This is a genomic window from Kribbella sp. NPDC051936, from assembly GCF_040680955.1.
Taxonomy (GTDB): Bacteria; Actinomycetota; Actinomycetes; order Propionibacteriales; family Kribbellaceae; genus Kribbella.
The window spans coordinates 67,286-87,089 of record NZ_JBFAXS010000011.1; the positions used below are offsets into that span (position 1 = coordinate 67,286).

A 19,804-nucleotide genomic window follows, 5' to 3' on the forward strand; every position below is an offset into this window, starting at 1 on the left:
GAGACCTGCGCTCAGGTGGTCTGGTTTGTCACGGGGCACCGGACCGGCGCAGGTTCACCATCCCTCACTAGGAGGACACCGTGTACTGGGTCTGGATGATCATCGTCAGTCTCATCGCGGGCATCATCTTCGGGCCGCTGGCCCGGCTGGTGCTCCCCGGCAAGCAGAACATCAGCCTCGGCTGGACCATCCTGGGCGGCGGCATCGGCGCCTTCCTCGGTGGCCTGATCGCGTACTTCCTCGGCGTCAAGGACACCTCCGGCCCGGACTGGATCCAGTACCTGATCCAGATCATCTGCGCCGCGATCGTCATCGCGATCATCTCCGCGCGTAACAGCAAGACCACAGCCGCCTGATCCAGGCACAACCAAACGGCCGCCACCCCGTACGCGGGGAAGGCGGCCGTTGCCATTTGCCTGGTAAACCAGCCAAGTGCCGGGTTCTTCACCCTGATTCAGGGTGCAGAACCCGGAATTTGGTGGGTCAACCAGGCAAATTGGGACTCAGGCCTGCAGGCCCAGGGCGGTCATGCGGGCGGTGTGGGCCTCGGTGAGCCGGGTGAACATCCGGCCGATCGCGGCCAGGTCCAGGCCCGGACGGTCCACGCTGCCGGCCAGCAGGGCGGCCAGCGAGTCCCGGTCGGCGGCGATGCGCTGCGCCTGACTGAGCGCCTCCCCCACCAGGCGGCGGCCCCACAGCGCCAGCCGCCCGCCGAGCTTCGGGTCCTCGTCGATCGCGGCCCGCACCCGGTCCACCACGAACTCGGCCTGACCGGAGTCGGCGAACACCTCCAGCACCAGCGCCCGCGTCTCCGCGTCCACGAACGACGCGATCTCCCGGTAGAAGTCGTTGGCCAGCCCGTCCCCGACGTACGCCTTGACCAGGCCCTCGAGCCAGTCGGACGGCGCGGTGTGGTCGTGGAACGCGTCCAGCGGCGTGACGAACGGCCGCATCGCGTCCATCGGGTCCACGCCGAGCTGGACGAGCCGGTCCCGGAGCCGCTGGAAATGCCCGAACTCGGTGGTCGCCAGCGCCGCCAGCTCCGCCTTGTCGTCCAGGGTCGGGGCCAGTTTGGCGTCCTCGGCCATCCGCTCGAACGCGGTCAGCTCGCCGTACGCGAGCACTCCCAGCAGGTCCACCGCCGCGGCCCGGTAGGCGGGGTCGTCAAAGGCCGTCTGCTCCATGCCCGGCACCCTATCGGGCCGCGCACGGGAGTGGCGCATGCCACACGAAGCGGCGTTGACAGCCGCTGCGGTTACACTGGTGGGCGATTCGCCGGTGACGCGCCCATACGGGCAAGCTGGTGCGAGGTGCTTGCACAGTGTCCCCGCGCCTCACGATCGGGGCTAGAAGGCCCCAGGCGCCCGGCCACTGAGCATCTGTCCGCACCAAGCATGTGAGAGGCGATCAGCCTGACCACCTTCCGAGAGCTCGGGGTGCTGCCCGAGATCTGTGACGCGCTCGAGCGCGTCGACATCGTCGAACCCTTCCCGATCCAGGAGATGACCCTGCCGGTGGCCCTGATGGGCACCGATCTGATCGGGCAGGCCCGTACCGGCACCGGCAAGACGCTCGGCTTCGGGATCCCGTTGCTGCAGCGCACGATCGCGCCGCACGAAGCCGACTACGCCGAGCTCGTCGCGCCCGGCAAGCCGCAGGCGCTCGTCGTCACCCCGACCCGGGAACTGACCATCCAGGTCGCCAAGGACCTCCAGACCGCCTCCACCGTCCGCACCGTGCGGATCCTGACCATCTACGGCGGCGTCGCCTACGAACCGCAGCTCGACGCGCTGAAGACCGGCGTCGACGTCGTCGTCGGTACGCCGGGACGCCTGCTGGACCTGGCGAACCGGGGCGTTCTCGACCTCGGCCACATCAAGGTCCTGGTCCTGGACGAGGCCGACGAGATGCTCGACCTCGGCTTCCTGCCCGACGTCGAGCGGATCCTGCGCAAGACGCCCGAGCTGCGCCAGACCATGTTGTTCTCGGCAACCATGCCGTCGGCCGTGATCGGCCTCGCCCGCACCCACATGCGGCACCCGCTGAACATCCGGGCCGAGTCGCACGAGGACACCCAGATGGTGCCGACCACGGCACAGTTCGTCTACCGGGCGCACGATCTGGACAAGCCCGAGGTGGTGGCCCGGATCCTGCAGGCCGAGGACCGCGGCCGGGTGATGATCTTCTGCCGGACCAAGCGCGAGGCGTCCCGGCTGACCGACGACCTGCAGGACCGCGGGTTCAAGGCGGCCGCGATCCACGGCGACCTGAACCAGCAGGCCCGCGAGCGGGCGCTGACCCGGTTCCGCGGCGACAAGATCGACGTCCTGGTCTGCACCGACGTCGCCGCCCGCGGTATCGACGTCGAGGGCGTCACGCACGTCATCAACAACACCTGCCCGGAGGACGAGAAGACCTACATCCACCGGATCGGGCGGACCGGGCGCGCGGGGGCCAGCGGCATCGCCGTGACCTTCGTGGACTGGCCGGACGTGACCCGGTGGAAGGTGATCAACAAGGCGCTCGACCTGCCGTACGACGAGCCCCAGGAGATCTACTCGACGTCGCCGGAGCTGTACCACGACCTCGGGATCCCGTCGGAGGCGAAGGGCCGGATCCGTCCGGTGCGCGCGCCGGAAGCCCGTGAAGCGCGGGAGGACAGGCCGCGCGGTCGCCGCGACGAAGGCCGTTCCGACGGCGAGCGGCCGGGCCGCAAGCGGAACCGGACCCGCAAGCGCACGCGGGCCGGCCAGCCGCTCGAGGAGCGCGCCGACGTCACCACGAAGACCGACGTACCGGTGTCGACCGAGACGGTCGCCGAGGAGGCGCCCGCCCGGAAGGCGCGCAAACGCACCCGCACCCGGAAGACCGCAGAGCCCGCCACGGCCGAGGCGGTCGTAGCCGAGGTCGAGGTCGCCGAGGCGAAGGCAGACGAGCCGGCAGCAGACGAGAAGCCGGCCAGGCGCACGCGCACCCGCAAGACCGCACAGACGCCGGAACCGGCCGCCGACGCACAGGCCGAAGTAGTCGCAGACGACAAGCCCGCCAAACGCACCCGCACCCGCAAGACCGCACAGACGCCCGAGCCGGCAGCCGAGGCACAGGCCGAGGTCGTCGCAGACGACAAGCCCGCCAAGCGCACGCGGACCCGGAAGGCGGCTGCGGCTGAGCCGGCTGCTGCGGAAGCGGCGGCGGACGAGAAGCCGGTGAAGAGGGCGCGGACGCGGAAGGCGGCCGAAGCGCCAGAGGCCGCTACCGAGGTGGCGGTGGCTGCGGAGGAGAAGCCGGTCAAGCGCACTCGCACCCGCAAGACCGCGCAGGCGCCGGCGGCCGAGCAGGCCGACGCCGGTTCGCAGGCCGAGCAGCCGGCGGGCGCCGGCGAGAAGCCGGTGAAGCGGGCGCGGACGCGTAAGACGGCTGACGCGCCGGAGGCCGCTGCCGAGGTGGCTGCGGCTGCGGAGGACAAGCCGGCCAAGCGCACTCGCACCCGCAAGACCGCACAGGCGCCGGCGGCCGAGGCGAAGGCAGAGCAGCCGGCGGGCACCGGCGAGAAGCCGGTGAAGCGGGCGCGGAAGGCGGCGACGACGCCGATCTTCAGTGCGCCGGAGTGACCGTTTCCTAATGGTGATCTGACGCTGCAACACCCAGCCCCGCGTGGGCCGTCCTGGGATCGGAAGACACACCCAAAGGACGGTAATCACGAGAGAGGGGCTGGGTGATGAGGCGGATCAGGGCGGTGACGGCCGTGATGGCTGTCGTGGGGGTCGTGGTGCTGGCCGGTTGTAGTGCCAGTGGCAACGACAGCAACTCGGCGGGCGACTCCGCGGCCGCGCCGAGGCAGAGCTCCGGCGAGGCGGCGGGCAACGCGAAACCGCAGGCGCCGGCCGCCGGCAAGTCCGACTCGTCGGAAGGCGGCGGCAAGGACGAGCCGACGATCACGCGGGCGATCATCAAGAGCGGCTCATTGGCCGTCGAAGGTGAAGATGTCTCCGCCCTGCGGCAGAAGGCGGTCGCCGCGATCAGCGGCCTCGGCGGTCAGGTGGCCGCCGAGGACACCATGAGCGACCCCGACGGCCGCATCAACCGGTCGAACCTGGTCCTGAAGGTGCCGACCAAGTCGTTCGAGACCGCGATCCAGCGGCTGTCCGACCTCGGGAAGCGCCTGCAGATCCACCAGGAGTCGACCGACGTCACCGAGCAGGTCGTCGACGTCGCCAGCCGGATCGAATCGCAACGCGCCAGCCTGGACCGGACCCGCGCGCTGATGACGAAGGCGAACACGATCGGCGAGATCGTCTCGGTCGAGAGTGAGCTGACCCGCCGCGAGTCGGACCTGGAGTCGCTGCTGGCCAAACAGAAGAACCTCGCCCTGCAGACCGACCTCGCGACGCTCACCCTGACGCTGACCGAGAAGGGCAAGCCGCCGGTGCAGACCGTCCAGGAGCCGGACAAAGGTTTCGTGGCGGGCCTGAAGGGCGGCTGGCACGCGTTCACCGCGGTGTTCTCCGCGATCGCGACCGCCGTCGGCGCGCTACTCCCGTTCCTGGTGCTGCTCGCGATCGTCCTCGTACCGCTGTGGCTCTTCCGGAACAAGCTGCGCCGCCAGCCGGCCCCGCTGCCCCCGCCGGCGCCGAACAGCGGTCAGTGAAGCAGTGCGCCGGCCAACGCCCGGTAGGCCTTCGCGCCGGGCGAGGCCGGCGCCGTACTGAGCACGGTGTCGCCGATCGCCGGCGCCTCCGCGAACCGGATCGACTTGGGGATCGCCGGCTGCAGCACGTCCAGCGAGTACGTGTCCGCGATCGTCTCGAGGACCGTCCGGGCATGCCTTGTACGGCCGTCGTACAGCGTCGGGAGCACACCGAGCACCCGCAGACCCGGGTTCGTCAGCCGCTGGACGTCGTTCACGGTGTCGAGTAGTTGCCCAACGCCACGATGCGCCAACGTCTCGCACTGCAAGGGGATCAGCACGTCGGACGCCGCGGACAGGCCGTTCACGGTGAGCAGCCCGAGGGTCGGCGGGCAGTCGACGATGATCCAGTCGTACGACGTACGCAGCGGGCGCAGCGCGGTCCGCAGGACCTGCTCCGGACCGCTCTCCCGGGCCAGTTGGACGTCCGCGGTGGCGAGCGCGATCGTGGCGGGCAGCAGGTCCGGGGCGTCGTCGGACTCGATCAGTACGTCGCGTGCGCGCACGCCGCCGAGCAGCACGTGGTGGATCGACTGGTCCAGGTCCTCGGGATCGATGCCGACCGAGAACGTCAGGCAGGCCTGGGGGTCGAGATCGACCAGCAGCACCCGTTGGCCGAGCTCGGCCAGGGCCGCGCCGAGGGTGGCGACCGTGGTCGTCTTGGCCACGCCGCCCTTCTGATTGGCGACCGCGAGAGTGCGAGGCACCCGGCCATTGTGCCGTACGGCGGACCGCCGGCCCACACCGACCGAGCTGTTGACTTCAAGGGCACTTGAGCTCCGAGCATGCTGGACATGACCGGAACGAGCATCTGCCCCGATCCCCCGACCCCCGACTGCGACGACCGGCCGGCGGTACCGGTCCGGGCCGGGCGGCGGGAGTGGCTGGGACTGGCCGTCCTGGCGCTGCCCACCGTGCTGATCGGCCTGGACGGAACGGCGCTGCACCTCGCGGCGCCGGCGCTGAGTGCCGACCTCGCCCCCAGCTCGTCGCAGCTGCTGTGGATCGTCGACGTGTACGGCTTCGTGGTGGCCGGGCTGCTCGTGACGATGGGGACGGTCGGCGACCGGATCGGGCGCCGCCGCCTGCTGATGATCGGTGCTGCGGGCTTCCTGGTCGCCTCGCTGCTGGCGGCGTTCGCGACCAGCGCGGAGCTGCTGATCACGGCACGGGCGCTGCTCGGCCTCGCCGGGGCGACCCTGATGCCGTCGACGTTGTCGCTGCTCAGCAACATGTTCCGCGATCCCGGCCAGCGCCGGCTGGCGATCGCGATCTGGATGACGAACTTCATGGTCGGCGGCATGGCCGGTCCGCTGATCGGCGGCGTGCTCCTCGACCGTTTCTGGTGGGGCTCGGTGTTCCTGATCGGCATCCCGCCGCTGGTGCTGCTGCTCGTCGTCGGGCCGCTGCTGCTCCCCGAGTACCGTAACGAGCGCGCGGGCCGGATCGACCTGCTCAGCGTCGTTCTGTCGGTCGCGGCGATCATCTCGGTGGTCTACGCCGTCAAGGAGACCGCGAAGGGCGGCCTGCACCCGGGCACTCTGGCTGTCGCGGTGGTCGGTGTGGGACTCGGCTGGTGGTTCGTCCGCCGCCAGCTCGGACTGTCCGAGCCGCTCCTCGATCTGCACTTGTTCCGCCGGTCCGCGTTCAGCGCCTCGCTCGGTGCGCAGACCTTCGGGTTGTACGTGCTGGCCGCGATGCAGTTCCTCGCCGTGCAGTACTTCCAGCTCGTGCTCGGGATGAGCCCGTTCGAGGCCGGTCTCTGGATGCTGCCCACGACGGTCGCGGGCATCGCAGGCACGCTCGCCGGGCCGTATGTGATCCGCGTGCTCCGGCCCGGCACCGCCATGACTGTCGGCTTCCTCGTCGCGGCGCCCGGGCTCGCACTGATGGCTGCCGCGACCGGGCGCTGGCCGGTCGTCATCGGGCTGAGTCTCGCCGGTCTGGGCATCCAGCTGGTGCTGGCGCTCACGTACGACGTCGTGATCAGCAGCGCGCCGCCGGAGCGGGCCGGTGTGGCGTCCGGGATGGGCGAGACCGGCACTGAGCTCGGGATCGCGCTCGGCATCGCCATCGCCGGCAGCATCGTCACAGCGGTCTACCGCGCCGGGGTGTCGGTGCCGGCCGGTGCACCGGACTCCGTACGCGACACTCTGGGCAGTGCGGTGGTCGAGGCTGAGCAGCTGCCCGCACCGCTCGCCCAGCAGCTGCTCACGACGGCGCGGGACGCGTACACCAACGGCGTACAGCTGGCGGCTGTGATGAGTGTCGTGATGGTTCTGATCCTTGCCGCGACCACGGCCAAGCTGGTTCGGACCAGGTGAGCGGTTAGTCTCTTTACTTGTGAGTACGCCGCGTACGCTGACGCTGCCCGACGGGGTGCACCCCGAGACACTCGAGACCGACCGTGGCTCGTTCGCCACGCTGACCGCCGTACCCGACATCGGTACGCCGCTCGGCACGGTCTTGCTGGTGCCGGGCTGGACCGGCAGCAAAGAGGACTTCACACCGCTCGTCGACCACCTGTGCCGGTACGGGTGGCGGGCGGTGGCCGTCGACCAGCGTGGTCAGTACGAGACCCCGGGTCCGGCCGACGCGTCGGCGTACTCGCTGGCGGAGCTGGGCGCGGACGTGGTGGCGATGAGCAAGGCGCTCGGCGGGTACAGCCAGCTGGTCGGGCACTCGTTCGGCGGGCTGGTCGCGCGTGAGGCCGTGCTGACCGACCCGTCGGTGTTCTCGACGCTCAGCCTGCTCTGCTCGGGACCGGCCGCGTTCACCGACGAGGCGACGCTGCAGAGCCTGCAGATGCTCGCGTTCGGGCTCGCGAACCTGCCGATCGAGCAGGTGTACGACCTCAAGCTCGAGCACGACCGCAAGGCACCCGGGTACGTCGTACCGGCCGACGACATCGTCGCGTTCCTGCGGAAGCGGTTCACCGGCAACGTACCGACCAGCCTGGCCGAGATCACCCGGCGGCTGACCGACGCCGAGGACAAGACCGATCAGCTCGCCAAGTCCGGCGTCCGCACGCAGGTGCTGCACGGCGAGACCGACGACGGCTGGCCGATCCCGGTCCAGGAGGCGATGGCCGAGCGCCTCGGTGTGCACGCTGAGGTCATCCCCGGCGCCGGCCACTCACCGGCCATCGACCAGCCGGCCGCGACCGCCCGCCTCCTGGTGGACTTCTTCCACGACTACCCGGACCTGACCGCTACCACTACCTGACCGGCCGGACCGCCGGCTGGACGTCGAGCAGGTCGAGACCGACCGGTGTCAGAGCGGCTCTCACCTGCTCGGTGTAGACGAGCAGTTGAACCGGCGCGGCTCCGCCGGTCATCCCGTCGGCGCCTCCGCTCATGTACACGCCGAGGTTCTGCTTGCTGAGGATGCCGTTCAGCGTCTCCCGGACCCGGTCGCTGTCGGCGTTGCTCATCAGGACCGGGGCCACGCACAGGTTGCCGCTGTACACCTTCTCGAACGCCGTACGGAACGCGGCGAGATCACCGTGCGCGACACCGACCATCATCACCACGGGGGCGTTGCGGGACGTGCCGTTCGGGTAGTAGGTGACCGGGCCGTAGGCCTGGGCGGCATGCGCGGCGAGGAACGTCTTCACCGCGGTCGACCAGATGTTGCTCGGCTTCGACGGCCAGCCGCCGGCCGGGGCCGCGCACGGCAGCTTCGGCAGACCGGCGTCGGCTGTGCGGATCGGCTCGGCCTGCTGCTGGACGTCGATCGAGCCGTCGCGCCAGATACCGGTGACGGACGCCTGGCCGGTCCGGACGCCCTTGATCGTGGTCACGCCCGGGATCCGGTCGACCTCCAGGCCGTTGAGCTCGACCGCGAAGTCGGCCGGGCAGCTCGGCGCCGGCTCTTTCCCCGGCAGGTAGCCGATCGCGGTCTTCGCCAGCGGCGCGCAGAAGACCGGGGCCTTGCCCGGTACGGCGATGATCTCGCCGCTCACCTGCACCTTGTCACCCGGCTTCACCAGCCACTTGTCGTTGCCCTGAGCAAACGCCTGCGGGGCGCCGGTTGCCGTCGCGGCGGGAGGTGCCGGGGTCTTCGGGTCCGGCAGTACGGAGAGGACGCCGGCCGCCACGACCGCGACACTGGCCGCCGCGAGCGCGGGCACCCAGCGCCGGTTCTTCCGGCCGCCGCTCAGCATGTACTCGAGATCGGGCTCCGGCGGCGCGTCCTGGTCAGCCCGCCAGCGAGCGCCGGCCCGGGTCAGCAGGTCGTCGACTTCATCGGTCTGGTTCATTCGGTCACCTCCAGTAGGGTGCGGAGCCGGTTGCGCGCGTCGGACAGCGTGGACTTCACGGTGCCTTCGGAGCAGCCCATGACGGCCGCGGTCTCGGCAACGGACAGGTCGGCGAAGTAGTAGCAGTCGACCGCGAGCCGCTGCCGCTCCGACAGCGACATGATCGCGTGGTCGACGTCCATCCGCGCATCGAGATCCGGCCGTGAAGCCACCGGCCCAGCGTCCTCGATCACGGTCAGCGAGGCTCCGGTGCGCATCCGGCGTACCGCTTTCCGGGCCTGGTCCGCGGTGATCGCGAGCAGCCAGGCGGACGGCGTACCGCGACTCGCGTCGTACTGCCCCCGCTTGGCCCAGGCCCGCGCGAGCGCCTCCTGCACGATGTCGTCCCGGTCCGCCCCCACCGCGAGCCGCCCCGCCAGCCGGGCCATCGCCACCAGATGCGGCCGCACCCACGCCACAAACCCAGGCCCATCCCCCGGCGGCTCATGCACGCCCACCACCGGCTCACCCGTCATCGTCGGCATACCTTCTCTACCCCCGATCAGCCCATCCGGTTGGCTCCTACCCGACTTTCAACGACCCCACCACCCCAACGTCACCACCCCACCCCATTCCGTAACCCACCCGAGTTATCCACAGATCCCGAAACCCACCCCACGGCCCCTTCCGGAGTCCGTACGGTCGATCGAAAGCCAAACCAAGCCTGGGGGACAGATGCAACCCGGTCTCGACAACCTTCCAGAACCGGCAGACGTGCACGCCTGGCTGTCCGAGCGGCGGCCGCTCGACTGGGGAGACCCGATCCCGACCAAGGCGGAGATCGCGGCCGAGTACGGCGAACGGACGGCCGAGATGAGTCTGCAGCTGGTGACGAAGGCCGCCTCCGTCGAGCCCCGCGTCACGGATGCCGTCGTCTCCGCGATCGGAGTGGAGGCAACGCCGGACCACCTGAAGAACCGGATGAAGTCGCCGCAGTCCCTGGCCCGGAAACTGGCCACCTACGAGGACTTCTACCGACGGTCCCAACAGGTTCCGGAGGACGTTCTTCGCTACACAGCTCTCGTCAAGCATCCGGACGAGCTCACCCAGGCTGCGATCAGAACGATCGATCGTCTCAACGACAACAACTGGCAGACCCAGGCCGCACATCACTCGTACGTCGACGGGAGCCGCTACAAAGGTCTGCATGCCTTCCTGCGTGCGCAAGGCGAGTCGGTCGAACTGCAGGTGCACTCGAACGAGTCGATCGAGGTCAAGGAGCGTACGACGGGGCTGTACGAGATCGAGCGCGATCGCCGACAGCCTGGTGCGGCTCGTGACGCTGCTCGGCGGGAGTGCATCGCGCTCTCCGATCAGATGACCCAACCGGCCGGCATCGAACAGCTCAAGGAGCTTGGCGGCGTGCCGGTGAACGCCATTAGCTACGGTAAGAAGCGTCAGCAGCACCGCCCCAAGTCAGGTCCGGCCCGCGCGAGCGAGCCGAACCGGGCACTGGAGCAGACCCGCCAACAGGCTCAGCATCGACAGAACGGAACATCACGATGACGCGGTTGTTCTTGGTCAAGGACGGCGACAAAGAGCTGTGGGTCGCGGCGTTGGTCGATGAGGACGTGTGGACGTATGTGGGAAACACCGGGAAGTTTCATCGCAATGAGGGTGCGCGGCACGACTACTACTTCCTCAACGAAATGCAGTACGTCGACATCGGGATCGCGGAGGCCAAGCGTCTGATCCAGGCCCGGGTCGGTGCTGTCGACGAGCAGGAGTTCCCCGACTCGGCTCGTCGCTGGCGTGAAGACACCGAGGGCATGGATCCTGAGGTGGTGTTCGCCTCGATGGTGGCGGATCTCGCCTGAGCGGCAGGTGACCCCGGGGCTTGTAGGTTTCGGGGTATGGGTGTGCGGATCACTGGGCGGAGTTTTCCTACGCCTGACTTGGTGAAGACGGTGAACAATCCGGCTGCTTGGGATCAGCTGGGTGGGTTTGCGGAGGTGCAGGCTGCTGAGGCTGCTGCGGCTCTGGGGGTGTTGGAGGAGCGGCTGGCGTCGGCTGGTTCACGGGATGAGCGGGTTGCGGGGTTCGAGGCGGCGTATCGGCATGTGGCTGAGTGGCGGTACCAGGTTGCTCTGCAGGGGCAGTGGACGCGGCCTCACGCGAGTGCGGAGGACGTCCGGGCCACGATCGGTGAGGGGCACATGCGGTACCGGCTGTCGCCGTCGGCGGGGAATCGCGAACCTGGAACGCCGGCGTGGAAGCTGCTGTCCGAGTTGGAGGCGGTTGCTCTCGAGCGGATGGGTCGCGACCACAGGATGCAGAACGTCGTGACGTTGCGCGGCGGCGAGACGGTGAACGGGAACCGGCTGGTCTTCCTGGCTGCGCCGCGGGATCCGGCGACCGGCGGTCCGTATCCGGGGTCCCCGGACCAGGTGGTCACGGAGACCGCGGACCAGGCGGACTGCGAGGTCCTACGGCGTGCGTCGTTCGACGCGCTGGCCGAGCTGGAGGAGGCGCGGGCCGCGGGTGCGGCAGATCCGCGCGACCCCGAGCAACGCAAGACGTTCACCGACGCGGCGTACTTCCTCGTGCAGGGCCCCGAGTTCAAGCGGGGCAGCGACGCGATCATGCGGACGTTCCTGGTCGCGGCGCACGCCCGGGTGTTCGACGCGGCGCCGGTGTTGCCGCAGGCAATCGACCTGGACGGGATGGTCCGCGGCCAGGACGGTTTCCACCGGGTGATGAACGAACAGCTGCGACTCGCCCCGGCGCCGGCCGAGCAAGCCGCCGCCACGACCACCGAGCGGGCATCCCAGCCCAGGACCGCCCACAGGCCGAACGGTCTCACCCGCTAGTCACCGGGGTGCGGGTGTGTAGAGCTGGGTGATGACGGATTCGATGGTGGGTTCGGAGACCGAGAGGTCCATCAGCGGATAGTTGGCGGCGATCTCGGTCAGTAAGGGCGCTGCGCTCGTGCTGGTCGGGAAGGTGAGGTGCTGGCGGGGGCCGTCGACCTTGACGACCGTGGCTCCGGTGACCTCGATGGGTGGCAGCGAGGTGGCGAGGTCGACGACCAGGGTGCGGGGCGCGGACTGGCTGGACTTGAGGCGGTCGAGGGTGCCGTCGAAGATCTGGTGCCCGTGGTCGATGACCATCACCCGGGTGCACAGCGCCTCGATGTCGTCGAGGTCGTGGGTGGTGAGGATGATCGTCGTCCGGCGCTCCGCGTTGACCTGGGCCAGGAACTCGCGCAGCCGCGCCTTGCTGATCACGTCCAGCCCGATCGTCGGCTCGTCCAGGTAGACGATCTCGGGGTCGTGCAGCAGGGCCGCCGCGATGTCGCCGCGCATCCGCTGCCCGAGGGACAGTTGGCGGACGGGGACGTCGAGCAGGTCGCCGAGGTCGAGCAGCTCGACGAACGTCGCCAGGTTCTCCCGGTGCCGGGCGAGCGGGACGTCGTACATCTTCTGCAGGACGGCGAACGAGTCCTTCAACGGCAGGTCCCACCACAAGGTGGTGCGCTGGCCGAAGACGACGCCGATGCGCCGGGCGAGTTTCAGCCGGTGCCGTGACGGGTCGACGCCGGCCACCCGGATCGACCCGCCGGACGGCACCAGGATCCCGGTCAGCATCTTGATGGTGGTGGACTTCCCGGCCCCGTTCGGCCCGATGTAGCCCACCACCTCGCCCGGCTCGACGGTGAAGGTCATCCCGTCCACCGCCCGGACCTCCCGCTTGGTCCGGCGCATCCCGGACCGCGAGGTGACCGTGAACGCCCGCGACACGTTGTCCAACTCGATGACAGCCACTTCAGCTCCCTGTACTGCGATAGCGACGAAGACCGGCACGCCACGCCAGCGATGCCAGCGCGACCATCAGCGCCGCGACCAGCGGCGACAGCAGCCCGATCCAGGACGGCAGGCCCAGCGGGGCCGGTTTCCCCAGCACGAACAGCACCGGGTAGTAGTTGACGCAGGCAAGCGGTACGACGAACGTCACGGCCCGCACGATCTCCTTGCCGAAGATCGTCAACGGGAACTGGGTCAGCGCCTGCCCGCCGTACGTGACCGAGTTGGCCAACTCGGCGGAGTCGACCGAGACGAACTGGAACGCGCCGCCGAGCACGAACAGGGCCCCGAAGATCACCGACCCGGCGACCAGCGAGACGCCCAGCATGAGGCCGCGGGCAACTGTCCAGTCGACCTCGAGGTGGATCAGCGCGAGCACCAGCACGGTCGCGGCCTGCAGCGGGCGGCCGAGCCGGCGCAGCGCGAACCCATCCGCCGCGGTCTGCAGGAACGCGGGCACCGGCCGGATCAGGTACGCGTCGAACGAGCCGGTCCGGATCCGGTCGCCGACCCGCTCGATCGACCCGGTGACCAGATCGGCCACCCCGAGCGCCATCGAGGCCGTTGCGTAGAGCAACGCCATCTCCGGCAGCGAGAACCCGCCGAACGACCTGATGTGACTGAACATGAACAGCACCGCGATGAAGTCCGTCACCGTGACCAGCATCGAGCTCACCAGCATCAGCACGAACGACGCCGGGTACGCCAGCGCGGACCGGATCCACAACACGATCAGCATCCAGTACTGCGCGGGCGCGCGCAGGACACGCTCAACCACCCTGGATCACCACCTTCCGGGTCGCCAGCGTGGTGGCGAACTGCCCGATCAGCAGCAGCACCAGGAGCCAGCCCACCTGGAACACCAGCGCCGCCCCGGTCCCACCGGGGTTCCGGCCGAGCCAGATGTCGATCGGCACCTGCATGGTCGCGGCCCACGGCGTCGCACGCGCGACCGTACCGATCCAGCCGGGGAACGCGACCAGCGGCAGGATCGTCCCGGCGAAGAACAGCGACAGCACCAGCGCGAGGTGCTCCATCCCGCGCGAGTCCGTGATCCAGAACCCGGACAACGCGACCAGGTACCGGATCGAGAAACTGACCAGGATCCCGAGCACCAGCCCGAGCGCGATCACCGGCCACAGGCTCACGCTCGTCGGGAACTTGAGGTCGAACACCAGCGCACCGACCAGCAACGGGGCGCCGCCGCGCACCAGCAGCTGGAACATCGCCCGCCCGAGATCGACGGACATCCACCACAGCAACAGCTGCGTCGGCCGGTACAGGTCGACGGCGATCTCGCCGCTGCGGACCCGCTCCCCCAGTTCGTTCGTGGTGGTCGCGCCGAAGATCCCGATCGGCATCAGCAACCCCTGCTGCAACCACACGAACGTGAGCGCGTCAGGGACGTCGTACCCGCCGAGCCCGGGGCGTTCGCGCCACAGGGTCAGATAGACGCCGCACAGGATGAACCCGAAGATCGTGTTGGTGAAGATCCCGGACACGCTGGCGATCCGGTACGTCGAGAACCGCCGGAAGGACCGGACGGCGATCGCCCAGTAGACACCCACTACTACCTCCTCTCGCACTCCTAGCGGTGTCCGAGAGGCACAGCGGCACGCGGAACTGCCCCGGATCCATCAGGACCCGGGGGTTCGGACACCACTGTGACGGCATGGTTGGACCACGCCGAATTGTCAAGGGCAGAAGAGGGACGGTACGCCGAGGCGTCAACAAAAATAACCGGTCCGGGCGCGGGACCCCTCAGACCCACGCCCGGACCGGTGCCCGGGGGAAGAACAGGAACCTACAGGGTGTCGGTCTTCAGCAGATGGGCGAGGTGGGTGGCGAACGGCGCCGGGTGACTCGCGTACCCGCCGTGCCCGCCCGGGAACATCACCACCGGCCAGCCGAGGTGGTCCGCGACGACCTCGATCGGCCGCCCGGGAAGGTGCGCGAACGACTCCAGCCCGGCGGCCGGGACGACGCGATCGGCGACCCGCCGCAACGCGTCCAGATCCGGCACGTACCGGGTGAACGGCAGCAGCTTGTGCTCGTAGAAGGTGGCCGCGTTCGCCTGCATCCGCTCCGCGAGCTCTCGGTACTCCGGCAGCAGGTCCTCCATCGGCGGCATCGCGTCATCGTCCATGCCGGTGCCCATCATGAACACCACGTCGGCCGCGGTCAGCCCGTCCTCGCGGTACGTCTCGTACACGTCCTCGAAGAACGCGCGCGCGTCGGCCGCGTCCGGCAGCACCTCGGTGCACGGCGGCTCGTGCGCGACGAGCATCCGCACCCGCTCGGGGTGCCGGGTGATCAGCTCGAGGCCGGTGATCGCGCCCGAGCTCGTGCCGAAGACGTACGCCGGCTCGTGACCGGCGACCGAGTCGAGCAGGGCCAGCGCGTCGGCGGCCGACTGCTCGACGGACTCGTCCGTCGCGTCACCGTCGGGCCGGCTGCGGGAGTTGCCGCGCGGGTCGTAGGTCACCACCGTGTACTCGGCGGCGAGCTGGCCGACCATCCCGGAGAACACGCCGGCGTCGGTCCCGCCGCCCGCGATCAGCAACAGTACCGGTCCCGATCCGGTGACCTCGTAGTGCAGCGTTGCCCCCGGCACCGCCAGCTTGTTCACAGTCTTCGCACCCATCAGGCGAGCCCCCGTTTCTCATTCGGTATGGCGTTCACCCTCAGAGTGCTCCGCTTCGCTGGCATCCCACGCACACGCCGCTGGCACGGCGGCAGCTCGACAGGAGGTGTCCGCCGAGCGACCCATCCCTCAGGCGTGCGCACCCGCCCGGGGAGCCGGCAGTGGACGTATACGTACTGTCGAGCTGCAGACCTCAGCCAACATCCTCGAGCGGGATCGGCGACGGTTCGTCCAGGCCGGCCCACGGGTCGCGGGGCGGGGACTCGCGGCGGCCCTGGGGGCAGATCTTGGCGAAGTCGCACCAGCCGCACAGCGGCGACGGCTCCGGCGGGAACACGGCGTCCGCCTCCGCCGGCGTCAGGCCTTCGGCCCAGCGGGCCTCGGCGGCGGCCGCGTCGTCGGCCATCGCCTCGGCGCGCTGCTGGTGCCGGGCGAGCGACGCGTCGTCGTGATCGGCGGCGGCGACCGTGTTCGTCGGGAGGTGGTGGAGCTCCACCCGCGTGCACGGCTTGTGCAGCACGCGCCGCGCACCGAGCACGTACAGCGCCATCGCCAGCGACGACCGGGCGTCGACCGGCGTCAGCGGCCGGCGTCCGGTCTTGTAGTCGACGATCGCCAACTCGGTCCCGCCGCTCCCGTCGCGGGCCGGGCGCTCGTCGATCCGGTCGACCCGCCCGCGCAGTGAGGCCCGGGCGGTGGTGAAGGCGACCGTCCGCTCGACGCCGCGCGGTTCGTAGTACGGATCGGAGTCCCGCAGGTAGCCGAGCACCATCTCGGTCGACCGGTCCCGCCAGTCCAGCGACTGCTGCTCGTCGCGGAACCCTTCGCTGCGCCAGCTCGACCGCATCTTCGCGACGACCTCGTCCGGCGTCCGGCGGGACGCGGGCCAGCGCCCGAAGAAGTCGGCGAGCACCTCGTGCACGATCGCGCCGACCGTGTTGTGCGCCCACGGCGGGCCCTTCGGGGGCCGCGGCGTCTCGAGGTAGGTGTAGCGGTACTTCCGTTTGCAGTCCGCGAACGTCAGCAGCTTCGTCGGCGTCGCCACGAACAGCCGCGTCGGCATCCCGGGAAGTATGTCGTTCATCTCAGCCGGCCTTGATGAAGTCGGTGACCGCGTCCGCGACCAGCTGGACGGCGATCGCGCTCAGCAGCAGACCGGCGATCCGGGTGACGAGCAGGACGCCGTTCTCGCCGAGGATCCGCATGATGACGCCGGAGAACCGCAGCGTCAGCCACATCACCAGGTGGATCGCGATGATGCCGACCGAGATCGCGACCACGTCCGGCAACGACCCGTTCGCCCGCTGCACGAACACCATCGTGGCGACGATCGCGCCCGGCCCGGCGAGCAGCGGCGTACCGAGCGGGACGAACGCGATGTTCACGTTCTTCGTCTGCACCGGGTCCTCGGCGGTGTCGGTCAGCAACTGCAACGCGATCAGCAGGAGCAGCAGGCCGCCGGCGCACTGCAGCGCGGGCAGCGTGATGCCGAGGTGGTGCAGGATCTGCTGGCCGAACGCCGCGAACACGACGATCACGCCGAACGCGACCAGCACCGCCTGCCAGGCCGCCTTCTTCCGCACCGCGCGGGACTGGCCGGCGGTCAGCGAGATGAAGACCGGCACGGTGCCCGGCGGGTCCATGATCACGAACAGCGTGACCACCACCTCACTGAGCAACCCCAGATTGATGACACTGTTCACGGAAGGTAGGCCTCGGGGACCTGCGCGTCGGAGGCGGCGGCGTTGCTCTTGGCGATCTCCAACAGGCGCTCGAACTGCTCGGGCTCGGTCGAGTTCACACCCAGGTCGTGGTCGATCTTGCCGGCGCCGTGGTGGTCGCTGGAGCCGGTGTACACGATGCCGAGGTTGCGGGCGATGGCGCGCAGCGCCTCCCGCGACTCCGGCGAGTGGTCCTGGTGGTCGACCTCGATGCCGGCCAGGCCGTGGTCGGCGACCAGAGCGGCCAGGTTCTCCTCGGTCATCACCTTGTAGCTCGACCGGCCCCACGGGTGCGCGATGACCGGCACCCCGCCGGCCTGGCGGACCAGGTCGATCGCGTAGCCCGGCTCGAGCGCGTAGTGCGGCACGTGGCCGGCGCGGCCGTCGGCGAGGAAGCGGTCGAACGCCTCGCTGCGGTTCGCGACCGTGCCGTTCGCGACCAGGGCGTCGGCGACGTGCGGGCGGCCGACCGACGGCGTCCCCGTCGCCTGGGCCAGCACCTCCTCGACGGTGAGCGGCACGCCGATGCTGTTCAGCCGGGCCACGATCGTCGGGATCCGGTCGGTGCGGCCCTCGCGGACCACCTGCAGGTCTTTCGCGAGCGGGGTGTAGGCCGGGTCGAGCAGGTAGCCGAGCAGGTGGACACTGATCCCGTTGAGCTTGCAGGAGATCTCCAGCCCCGGGACGAAGCCGATGCCGAGCTCCTCGGCGGCCCGGCGGCCGTCCACCCACCCGTCGGCGGTGTCGTGGTCGGTGAGCGCGATCACATCGAGCCCGGCCTGCTGCGCATGCCTCATCAGGACGTCCACCGGATCGGTGCCGTCCGAACGGTTCGAGTGGGTGTGCAGGTCGATGAGCACGAGCGGTCCTGGGTCCCTTCGCCGGGTGGCTGTCACCGCTGATGCTATCCGCGTTCACCGACGAGACCTGGCACTTGTGCACAGACGCTCTATTCTTCGGGGGCATGGAGCGCGTCGACTGTGTGGGTGCCCTGGTGTACGACGAGCAACACCGGCTGCTCGTGGTACGCCGTGCCAACGAGCCGGGACGCGGTCTGTGGTCGATCCCGGGCGGACGGGTCGAGCCCGGCGAGGACGATCCGGCGGCGGTCGCGCGGGAGGTCGCCGAGGAGACGGGCCTGACCGTCGAGGTCGGCAACCTGGTCGGCGAGGTCGAGCGCCCCGGCCCGCGGGGACAGCTCTACGTGATCCGCGACTACGAGGCGACAGCCGTCGGCGGCGAGCTCACACCGGGTGACGACGCGTCGGACGCACGCTTCGTGACGCGCTCCGAGATCGCCTCGCTGCCCACCGCCACGCTCCTGATCTCCACGCTGGAGCAATGGAACGCCCTGCCGGGGTAGTGACGACATCCGTTGGGGTCTGGGAACAAGCAATAACCTGTCCCCAGACACCGGCGCTTGTCGCGCGACCGTACAGACTGGGCAGGTGGACGTGGTGCGGGCGATCGAGGAGAACGCGGCCGAATTGCTGATGGCGATGGGCGCCGCGGGCGGCGGATCGCAGCGGTCGGACGAGCGGGCGGAGTGGACGATCGGCGGGTCGCCCATCGATTACCACAACGCGGTGGTGCGGGCCTCCGACGCGGCTGTGATCGCCGAATCCGTGGCGGAGTTGACGAACCACGGCGTCCCGGGGACCTGGCATGTCGGGCCGTCGATGCGGATCGCGGCCGCGGATCTGGTCGCGGCGGGGTTCGTTCCTGCCGGTGCGGAGCCGGGGATGGCGGTGCGGATCCCGGAGCTGGTCGAGCCCCGCGCCGTCCCCGGGTTGTCGTTGACCCGGGTCGGCGACGACGAGGCGCTGGCGGTGTGGGAAGCAACGCTCGGACAGGGCTTCGGCGAGGGCGAGCGGGAGGCCCGGTGGGTCGCGTCGGTCTACCGCAAGCTCGGGTACGACGACCCGTGGCGGCACTACATCGGGTGGTCGGACGGTACGCCGGTCGCGACCGCGACGGTGTTCCTCGGCGCGGGCGTGGCCGGGCTGTACTTCGTGATGACGGTGCCGCAGGCCCGGCGGCGTGGGATCGGGGCGGCGATCACGTACGGCGCCCTGCGTGACGTGGACGCGGAGTACGCCGTCCTGGGGTCGTCGCCGGCCGGGCGGCCCGTGTACGAGGCGCTCGGGTTCCGCGAGCACTGCTCCATCGAGCTCTACGAGTGGACCGGCTGAGCCGCCGGAGCCGCGGTGACGACGCGTTCGCGCAGCAGGAGCAATGCGTCGACGAGCATGACGGCGGCCGTGAGGCCGTGCACGCCCAGGGCCGTCGCGGCCGGGCCGCCGTGGCTGAAGACGACGATCATGTCCGTGATCGGGATGATCACGAGCACCGCCATGATCACGCCGGTGGTCCGGCGCTGCCGCAGCACGACGAACAGGGTGAGCAGCACGAGCCCGAGGGCGATGTCGCGGATGCCCTTCACCGGGAAGTACCCGGCGGCCGTGCCGGTCGGCCACGGGTCGATGCCGAAGCCGGCCGCGGCGCCGGCCCCGTCGAACAGGAACCGTGAACCGAAGGTCAGCGGGAAGATCCCGAGCAGAACGGTCAGGACGGTGGTGAAGCGGCGCATGGTGGAACTCCTCTGATCTAGCATTGCTAATCTTTCTAGCAATGCTAGACCTGTCGGCG

General features: G+C 69.8%; 22 protein-coding genes. 10 read left to right on the top strand and 12 right to left on the bottom strand.

Translation table 11 applies throughout. From position 1 onward, the window contains the following. Positions 1-80: 80 nt before the first annotated feature. The gene (locus AB0L64_RS34615) at positions 81-356 is read left to right on the top strand and encodes a GlsB/YeaQ/YmgE family stress response membrane protein (RefSeq protein WP_363717159.1); all 276 of its coding nucleotides are present in this window, start codon (positions 81-83) and stop codon (positions 354-356) included. A 147-nt stretch (positions 357-503) separates the two neighbouring features. Here the strand turns inward: AB0L64_RS34615 and AB0L64_RS34620 are convergent, their stop codons facing one another. Then, positions 504-1,184 carry a ferritin-like fold-containing protein gene (locus AB0L64_RS34620; protein ID WP_167207264.1) on the bottom strand — a complete coding sequence of 227 codons (681 nt, stop codon included), beginning with the start codon at positions 1,182-1,184 and terminating at the stop codon, positions 504-506. A gap of 252 nt (positions 1,185-1,436) precedes the next feature. Here AB0L64_RS34620 and AB0L64_RS34625 point away from each other — a divergent pair, with 252 nt between their 5' ends. Further along, positions 1,437-3,611 (top strand): DEAD/DEAH box helicase, encoded by a 2,175-nt coding sequence (locus tag AB0L64_RS34625; RefSeq protein WP_363717162.1) that lies wholly within the window; start codon positions 1,437-1,439, stop codon positions 3,609-3,611. Between the two features lie 107 nt (positions 3,612-3,718). Next, positions 3,719-4,648 (top strand): DUF4349 domain-containing protein, encoded by a 930-nt coding sequence (locus tag AB0L64_RS34630; RefSeq protein ID WP_363717164.1) that lies wholly within the window; start codon positions 3,719-3,721, stop codon positions 4,646-4,648. Here the strand turns inward: AB0L64_RS34630 and AB0L64_RS34635 are convergent. Continuing rightward, a complete protein-coding gene (locus tag AB0L64_RS34635; RefSeq protein WP_363717166.1) occupies positions 4,642-5,394 on the bottom strand; it encodes an AAA family ATPase in 753 nt (250 codons plus the stop codon). The genes AB0L64_RS34630 and AB0L64_RS34635 overlap by 7 nt on opposite strands. Positions 5,395-5,481: 87 nt before the next feature. Here AB0L64_RS34635 and AB0L64_RS34640 point away from each other — a divergent pair, with 87 nt between their 5' ends. Both AB0L64_RS34640 and AB0L64_RS34645 read left to right on the top strand, forming a co-directional pair. Next, positions 5,482-7,011 carry an MFS transporter gene (locus AB0L64_RS34640; protein WP_363717168.1) on the top strand — a complete coding sequence of 510 codons (1,530 nt, stop codon included), beginning with the start codon at positions 5,482-5,484 and terminating at the stop codon, positions 7,009-7,011. Between the two features lie 19 nt (positions 7,012-7,030). Further along, positions 7,031-7,912 (top strand): alpha/beta hydrolase, encoded by an 882-nt coding sequence (locus tag AB0L64_RS34645; RefSeq protein ID WP_363717170.1) that lies wholly within the window; start codon positions 7,031-7,033, stop codon positions 7,910-7,912. On the opposite strand, the gene AB0L64_RS34650 is transcribed toward AB0L64_RS34645, so the two are convergent. Together AB0L64_RS34650 and AB0L64_RS34655 are read right to left on the bottom strand one after the other, a co-directional pair. Continuing rightward, positions 7,905-8,948 carry a hypothetical protein gene (locus tag AB0L64_RS34650; RefSeq protein WP_363717172.1) on the bottom strand — a complete coding sequence of 348 codons (1,044 nt, stop codon included), beginning with the start codon at positions 8,946-8,948 and terminating at the stop codon, positions 7,905-7,907. The genes AB0L64_RS34645 and AB0L64_RS34650 overlap by 8 nt on opposite strands. Then, positions 8,945-9,472, bottom strand: a complete 528-nt coding sequence (locus AB0L64_RS34655) for an RNA polymerase sigma factor (RefSeq protein ID WP_363717174.1) — start codon at positions 9,470-9,472, stop codon at positions 8,945-8,947. Before AB0L64_RS34655 ends, AB0L64_RS34650 begins: the two co-directional genes overlap by 4 nt. A 343-nt stretch (positions 9,473-9,815) precedes the next feature. Between AB0L64_RS34655 and AB0L64_RS34660 the strand changes: the two genes are divergently transcribed. The 3 genes from AB0L64_RS34660 (at position 9,816) to AB0L64_RS34670 (ending at position 11,797) form a co-directional block, all read left to right on the top strand. After that, positions 9,816-10,493, top strand: coding sequence for a hypothetical protein (locus tag AB0L64_RS34660; protein WP_363717176.1), 678 nt, complete (start codon positions 9,816-9,818; stop codon positions 10,491-10,493). Then, positions 10,490-10,804 (top strand): hypothetical protein, encoded by a 315-nt coding sequence (locus AB0L64_RS34665; RefSeq protein ID WP_363717178.1) that lies wholly within the window; start codon positions 10,490-10,492, stop codon positions 10,802-10,804. Before AB0L64_RS34660 ends, AB0L64_RS34665 begins: the two co-directional genes overlap by 4 nt. A 243-nt stretch (positions 10,805-11,047) precedes the next feature. Further along, on the top strand, positions 11,048-11,797 hold the full coding sequence (locus tag AB0L64_RS34670) for a hypothetical protein (RefSeq protein WP_363717180.1): 750 nt from the start codon (positions 11,048-11,050) through the stop codon (positions 11,795-11,797). Here the strand turns inward: AB0L64_RS34670 and AB0L64_RS34675 are convergent, their stop codons facing one another. The 7 genes from AB0L64_RS34675 to AB0L64_RS34705 form a co-directional block, all read right to left on the bottom strand. Next, positions 11,798-12,751 (bottom strand): ATP-binding cassette domain-containing protein, encoded by a 954-nt coding sequence (locus AB0L64_RS34675; RefSeq protein ID WP_363717182.1) that lies wholly within the window; start codon positions 12,749-12,751, stop codon positions 11,798-11,800. Between the two features lies 1 nt (position 12,752). After that, on the bottom strand, positions 12,753-13,568 hold the full coding sequence (locus AB0L64_RS34680) for an ABC-2 family transporter protein (RefSeq protein WP_363717184.1): 816 nt from the start codon (positions 13,566-13,568) through the stop codon (positions 12,753-12,755). Next, positions 13,561-14,358, bottom strand: coding sequence for an ABC-2 family transporter protein (locus AB0L64_RS34685; RefSeq protein WP_363717186.1), 798 nt, complete (start codon positions 14,356-14,358; stop codon positions 13,561-13,563). Before AB0L64_RS34685 ends, AB0L64_RS34680 begins: the two co-directional genes overlap by 8 nt. 236 nt (positions 14,359-14,594) lie before the next feature. Next, complete coding sequence (locus AB0L64_RS34690; RefSeq protein ID WP_363717188.1) at positions 14,595-15,434, bottom strand: alpha/beta fold hydrolase; 840 nt, start codon at positions 15,432-15,434, stop codon at positions 14,595-14,597. Between the two features lie 193 nt (positions 15,435-15,627). Then, complete coding sequence (locus tag AB0L64_RS34695) at positions 15,628-16,497, bottom strand: PD-(D/E)XK nuclease family protein (RefSeq protein ID WP_359925870.1); 870 nt, start codon at positions 16,495-16,497, stop codon at positions 15,628-15,630. Between the two features lie 22 nt (positions 16,498-16,519). Then, a complete protein-coding gene (locus AB0L64_RS34700) occupies positions 16,520-17,137 on the bottom strand; it encodes a MarC family protein (RefSeq protein ID WP_355476596.1) in 618 nt (205 codons plus the stop codon). After that, entirely contained in the window at positions 17,134-18,015 is an 882-nt protein-coding gene (locus AB0L64_RS34705) for a PHP domain-containing protein (protein WP_363717191.1), read from the bottom strand. The genes AB0L64_RS34700 and AB0L64_RS34705 overlap by 4 nt, the downstream gene beginning before the upstream one ends. A gap of 104 nt (positions 18,016-18,119) precedes the next feature. On the opposite strand from AB0L64_RS34705, the gene AB0L64_RS34710 reads away from it, so the two are divergent. Together AB0L64_RS34710 and AB0L64_RS34715 are read left to right on the top strand one after the other, a co-directional pair. After that, positions 18,120-18,518, top strand: coding sequence for an NUDIX domain-containing protein (locus AB0L64_RS34710; protein WP_363717193.1), 399 nt, complete (start codon positions 18,120-18,122; stop codon positions 18,516-18,518). An 85-nt stretch (positions 18,519-18,603) separates the two neighbouring features. Continuing rightward, entirely contained in the window at positions 18,604-19,347 is a 744-nt protein-coding gene (locus tag AB0L64_RS34715; protein WP_363717195.1) for a GNAT family N-acetyltransferase, read from the top strand. On the opposite strand, the gene AB0L64_RS34720 is transcribed toward AB0L64_RS34715, so the two are convergent. Then, the gene (locus AB0L64_RS34720) at positions 19,329-19,745 is read right to left on the bottom strand and encodes a DUF4267 domain-containing protein (protein ID WP_363717197.1); all 417 of its coding nucleotides are present in this window, start codon (positions 19,743-19,745) and stop codon (positions 19,329-19,331) included. The two genes, AB0L64_RS34715 and AB0L64_RS34720, sit on opposite strands and share 19 nt — an antisense overlap. Positions 19,746-19,804 lie beyond the last annotated feature (59 nt).

Coding starts and splice junctions, on each gene's coding strand:
- AB0L64_RS34695 (WP_359925870.1), bottom strand. CDS start 16,497: ATGCCGACGCGGCTGTTCGTGGCGACGCCGACGAAGCTGCTGACGTTC.
- AB0L64_RS34620 (WP_167207264.1), bottom strand. CDS start 1,184: ATGGAGCAGACGGCCTTTGACGACCCCGCCTACCGGGCCGCGGCGGTG.
- AB0L64_RS34665 (WP_363717178.1), top strand. CDS start 10,490: ATGACGCGGTTGTTCTTGGTCAAGGACGGCGACAAAGAGCTGTGGGTC.
- AB0L64_RS34650 (WP_363717172.1), bottom strand. CDS start 8,948: ATGAACCAGACCGATGAAGTCGACGACCTGCTGACCCGGGCCGGCGCT.
- AB0L64_RS34690 (WP_363717188.1), bottom strand. CDS start 15,434: ATGGGTGCGAAGACTGTGAACAAGCTGGCGGTGCCGGGGGCAACGCTG.
- AB0L64_RS34640 (WP_363717168.1), top strand. CDS start 5,482: ATGACCGGAACGAGCATCTGCCCCGATCCCCCGACCCCCGACTGCGAC.
- AB0L64_RS34720 (WP_363717197.1), bottom strand. CDS start 19,745: ATGCGCCGCTTCACCACCGTCCTGACCGTTCTGCTCGGGATCTTCCCG.
- AB0L64_RS34655 (WP_363717174.1), bottom strand. CDS start 9,472: ATGCCGACGATGACGGGTGAGCCGGTGGTGGGCGTGCATGAGCCGCCG.
- AB0L64_RS34710 (WP_363717193.1), top strand. CDS start 18,120: ATGGAGCGCGTCGACTGTGTGGGTGCCCTGGTGTACGACGAGCAACAC.
- AB0L64_RS34630 (WP_363717164.1), top strand. CDS start 3,719: ATGAGGCGGATCAGGGCGGTGACGGCCGTGATGGCTGTCGTGGGGGTC.